A 4,061-nucleotide genomic window follows, 5' to 3' on the forward strand; every position below is an offset into this window, starting at 1 on the left:
CGAGGTGCTCGCGGAGCGCGTCGGATCCGGCGCCCCGCTCGCCGACGCTTGGGCCGACGCGAGCGCCGCCGCCCAGGAGGCCGCCGACGCGACCGCCGCGCTCCGGGCCGGCATGGGACGCGCCCGCTCGCACGGCGAGCGCTCGGTGGGCGCCGCGGACCCGGGCGCCGTCTCGCTCGCGCTCATCACCGCGGCCGTCGGCCGCACCCTCGCCGACCGGTGAGGGACCCCAGCAGGAGGAGGACATCATGACCAGGACCTGGCGCATCGTCGTCGGCGCGGACGACGCCGGCTACGACCACAAGGAGGCCCTCAAGGCGGACCTCGAGGCGAGCGGGCTCGTCGCCTCGGTGGTCGACGTGGGCGTCGACGCCGACGGGCACACGAACTACCCCACCGTCGCGACCACGGCGGCCGAGATGGTCGCGCGCGGCGAGGCCGACCGCGCGCTGCTGATCTGCGGCACGGGCCTCGGCATGGCCATCGCGGCGAACAAGGTGGCTGGGATCCGCGCCGTCACCGCGCACGACGGCTTCTCGGTGGAGCGCAGCGTGCTCTCCAACGACGCGCAGGTGCTGTGCATGGGCCAGCGGGTCGTCGGGCTGGAGCTCGCCCGGCGGAACGTCCGCGAGTGGCTGACGTACGAGTTCGACACGACGAGCGCGTCGGCCGACAAGGTCGACGAGATCCGCGCGTACGAGGCCGGGTAGCCGCATGGGCGCGCCCCGGACCCCGGCCGTGGTCGGCGTGAGCCTCAAGATGTACCTCGGCCACGCCGCCACCCTCGAGTGGTGCGCGGCCGTGGCCGGGCTGGCGCGCGCGCATCCGGCGGTCACGGGCGGGCAGGCGGAGCTCGTGGTGCTGCCGTCGTACCTGGCGGTGCCGGAGGCGGGGCGGATCCTCCGGGGCGTCGCCGCCGTGGGCGCGCAGGACCTCGCCTCGGAGGACGCGGGCGCGTTCACGGGAGAGGTGTCGGGCGGGCAGATCCGGGAAGTCGGCGGCGCCTTCGTGGAGGTCGGCCACGCCGAGCGGCGGCGCCTCTTCGGGGAGACGGACGAGGTCGTCCGGCGGAAGGCCGACGCGGCGCTCCGGAACGCCCTGGTCCCGGTCCTCTGCATCGGCGAGGCGGCGCGGCAGGCTGCCGGCGACGCCGCGCGGGAGTGCGCGCGGCAGCTCGACGACGCGCTGTCGCTCGCGCGCGATGCGGGGCACGGCGGCCGGATCGTCGTCGCCTACGAGCCGCACTGGGCGATCGGCGCCGCCGAGCCCGCCTCCGACGCGCACATCCGCGAGGTGTGCCGCGGGCTCCGCGCGCACGTCCGCGCGCTGCCCGCGCATCCGGGATCGTCGGTCATCTACGGCGGGAGCGCCGGGCCCGGGCTCCTCACCCGCATCGGCGACGACGTCGACGGGCTCTTCCTCGGCCGGTCCGCGCACGATCCGCGGGCCCTCGCGGCCGTGCTCGACGAGGTGCACGCGCGCGCCGTGGCCGGCCCGGCGGCGGATCCCGCCGGCTGACGGCAGACTGTCCTGGTGACCACCGGCCTCCCCCTCGACGCGACCTCGATGACCGCGCGCCAGGGGCTGCGCGACCGCGTCTACGACCTCGTCCTCGACATGCTGATGGGATCGGCGCTGGAGCCCGGCTCCCGGCTCGCCATCGACCAGATCGCGCGGGACCTGCACGTCTCCCCCACGCCCGTCCGCGAGGCGCTCGTGCAGCTGGAGCGCACGGGGCTCGTCGCCCGCGAGGCGCACAAGGGCTACCGGGTCGCGCCGCCCCTCGCCGGGGACCAGCTGGAGGCGCTGTTCGACGCGCGCCTCGTGCTCGAGGGCGGGGCGGCGGGGCTGGCCGCCCAGGACCCGGCCCGCCTCGTCCCCGCGCTCGAGGAGGCCCTCGCGGCCCATGAGGAGACCACCCGCCGGGTGCGCGCCGCAGCGGGGGACGGCGACATGCCCGTGGGCCTCATCCGCGAGTACTTCGTCGTCGACTGGGACTTCCACCACCGCATCTTCGAGGCGACCGGCAACCCGTTCCTCCTCGACATGTCGGAGTCCATCTCCACCCGCGTGCACCGCATGCGGCAGACGATGCGCACCGGCGTCCACGACGCCGACGACGCGGTGCACGAGCACCGGGCGATCATCGACGCGGTCGCCGAGGGCCCGGACGCTGCCGCCGCCGCGATGCGCGCGCACATCGAGCGGGTGCGCGAGCGCTCGCGGCGCGACGCGGCGGACGAGGACCGCTAGGGACGACGACCCGGTGTCGCGGGGACGCCCTCGTCGAACGCGGCGCGGGCGTCGAGCACCTCCGCGATGTGCCGCTCCGCCCACTCGCCCAGCGCCGTCAGCGGCGCGCGGAGCGTGAGGCCGAGGGCCGTCAGCTCGTACTCGACCCGCGGCGGCATCTCGTCGTAGGAGGTGCGCGTGACGATGCCGTCGCGCTGCAGGTCGCGCAGGGTCTCCGTCAGCACCTTCCCGCTGATGCCGCCGACGGCGTCCCGCACGGCGCCGAAGCGGAGCGGTCCGTCGCTCAGCGCGATGACGATCATCGCCGTCCACTTGTTCGCGATCCGCGCGAGGGACGTGCGCGACGGGCACGTCGCGAGCATCACGTCCCAGACGGGTGCCTCGTCGCCCACGGCGCCTCCCGGTTACGTTGAGGTAACAGGTTACCGTCTGTGACCTTGGGGCTCCGACCACGAAGGAGACACCATGTCCGACACCACCCCCACCGCCGTCGCCACCACCTACTTCGCGGCCCTCGGCCGCGGCGACATCCCCGCCGTCATGGCGCAGTTCGCCGACGACGTCGTCTGGCACCAGCCCGGAGCCAACCGCTTCTCCGGGCAGCACCACGGGACCGCGGGGGTCGGCGCCCTGCTCGGCGGCATGATGGAGGCCAGCCAGGGCAGCTTCCAGCTCGCCGTCACGGGCACGCCCATGGTGAACGGCGAGCTCGTGGCCGTGGCCATCCGCTTCCACGCGTCGCGCGGCGACGCCGCCATGGACATGGCGGGCGTCGACCTGCTCACGGTGCGGGACGGCCGCATCGTCGAGGTCCGCCTGTTCTCCGAGGACGGCGCCGCCGAGGACGCCTTCTGGGGCGCCGCGGCCTAGCGCGACGGTCCCGGACGGCGGCCCATCCCGGGGCCGGCCCGGATGCCGATCCGGATGCCGGCCCCGGGTCGGCAGCCGGGGGCCACCCCGTATCCTGGACGGGAGCCACCGAGGAGGCCCATCGTGATGACCGGGAGAGGGATCCGCGTGCTCCGCGGTGCCCTCACGGCCGCGGTCTCCATCCTCGTCGCGGCCCTCGCGCACTCCGCCGGCGGCGGGACGGCCCCCGGCCTCGTCGGGGTCGCGCTGGCAGCCGCCTTCGCCGTGCCGGCCTGCATGGTGCTCGCGGGCCGGACCCTCTCCACCTGGCGCACGGCCGTGGCCGTCGCCGTCAGCCAGGGCGCCTTCCACCTCCTCTTCTCCGTCGGCGCCGCATCCGCGACCTCGGTGCACGGCGCCGGCGTCCACCACGGCATGGCGATGCGCGCGGTGATCACCCCCGCCGCCGACGCCGGAGCCGCCTCCTCCATGGCCGGCATGCACGACGGCCCGGGCATGTGGTCCGCCCACGTCCTCGCGGGCATCGTGACGCTCGTCGCCGTCCGCTACGGCGAGCAGGCGTTCTGGGACCTCGTCCGCCTCGCCCGGCACGGCCTCGCGGCGATCCGCCTCCTCCTGCCCGTGCCGCCCATGCCGCACCTCCGCCGCCCGCTCCCCCGCCTCGCGACCGTGGAGCGCACCGACCTCCGGGACCTCGGGCTCCGGCTGGCGGCGACGCCGCACCGGGGCCCTCCGGTCCTCGTCTGATCCGACCTCCCGCGCGGGCCGTCCGGCCCGCGACGGCGATGCGCCCGTCGCGCCCGCACAGCGGGGCGCGGGTCCCGCGTGCCCTGCCGCGGTGTCGATGTCCCGGTGAGCGTCCCGGTCCCGTCCTTACGGCGGCCGGTGCGCCCGGCGGTCCGTCGTGCCGTGCCGGAGTCGCGGGACCCGTCGACGGA

7 protein-coding genes are annotated in these 4,061 nt (G+C 76.1%); 6 read left to right on the forward strand and 1 reads right to left on the reverse strand.

Annotated elements, in window-relative coordinates:
* The 4 genes from Q6969_RS13670 to Q6969_RS13685 all read left to right on the forward strand — a co-directional run.
* The coding region (locus Q6969_RS13670) for a DAK2 domain-containing protein (RefSeq protein WP_317230933.1) at positions 1-223 on the forward strand (223 nt) is incomplete at its 5' end.
* A gap of 25 nt (positions 224-248) precedes the next feature.
* On the forward strand, positions 249-710 hold the full coding sequence (locus tag Q6969_RS13675) for a ribose-5-phosphate isomerase (protein WP_094115210.1): 462 nt from the start codon (positions 249-251) through the stop codon (positions 708-710).
* A 4-nt stretch (positions 711-714) separates the two neighbouring features.
* On the forward strand, positions 715-1,518 hold the full coding sequence (locus Q6969_RS13680) for a triose-phosphate isomerase family protein (protein WP_317230934.1): 804 nt from the start codon (positions 715-717) through the stop codon (positions 1,516-1,518).
* Positions 1,519-1,533: 15 nt separating this feature from the next.
* Positions 1,534-2,253, forward strand: a complete 720-nt coding sequence (locus Q6969_RS13685; protein WP_317230935.1) for a GntR family transcriptional regulator — start codon at positions 1,534-1,536, stop codon at positions 2,251-2,253.
* Here the strand turns inward: Q6969_RS13685 and Q6969_RS13690 are convergent.
* On the reverse strand, positions 2,250-2,645 hold the full coding sequence (locus Q6969_RS13690) for a helix-turn-helix domain-containing protein (protein ID WP_317230936.1): 396 nt from the start codon (positions 2,643-2,645) through the stop codon (positions 2,250-2,252). The genes Q6969_RS13685 and Q6969_RS13690 overlap by 4 nt on opposite strands.
* A gap of 73 nt (positions 2,646-2,718) precedes the next feature.
* Here Q6969_RS13690 and Q6969_RS13695 point away from each other — a divergent pair, with 73 nt between their 5' ends.
* Both Q6969_RS13695 and Q6969_RS13700 read left to right on the forward strand, forming a co-directional pair.
* Positions 2,719-3,123: a nuclear transport factor 2 family protein gene (locus tag Q6969_RS13695; protein ID WP_317230937.1), complete on the forward strand. Its 405-nt coding sequence runs from the start codon at positions 2,719-2,721 to the stop codon at positions 3,121-3,123.
* A 123-nt stretch (positions 3,124-3,246) separates the two neighbouring features.
* Positions 3,247-3,870 (forward strand): hypothetical protein, encoded by a 624-nt coding sequence (locus tag Q6969_RS13700; RefSeq protein WP_317230938.1) that lies wholly within the window; start codon positions 3,247-3,249, stop codon positions 3,868-3,870.
* Positions 3,871-4,061: the final 191 nt, after the last annotated feature.

Origin of the sequence: Clavibacter sp. MX14-G9D, from assembly GCF_032917815.1 — a bacterium.
In the GTDB taxonomy this organism is placed as follows: domain Bacteria; phylum Actinomycetota; class Actinomycetes; order Actinomycetales; family Microbacteriaceae; genus Clavibacter; species Clavibacter michiganensis_K.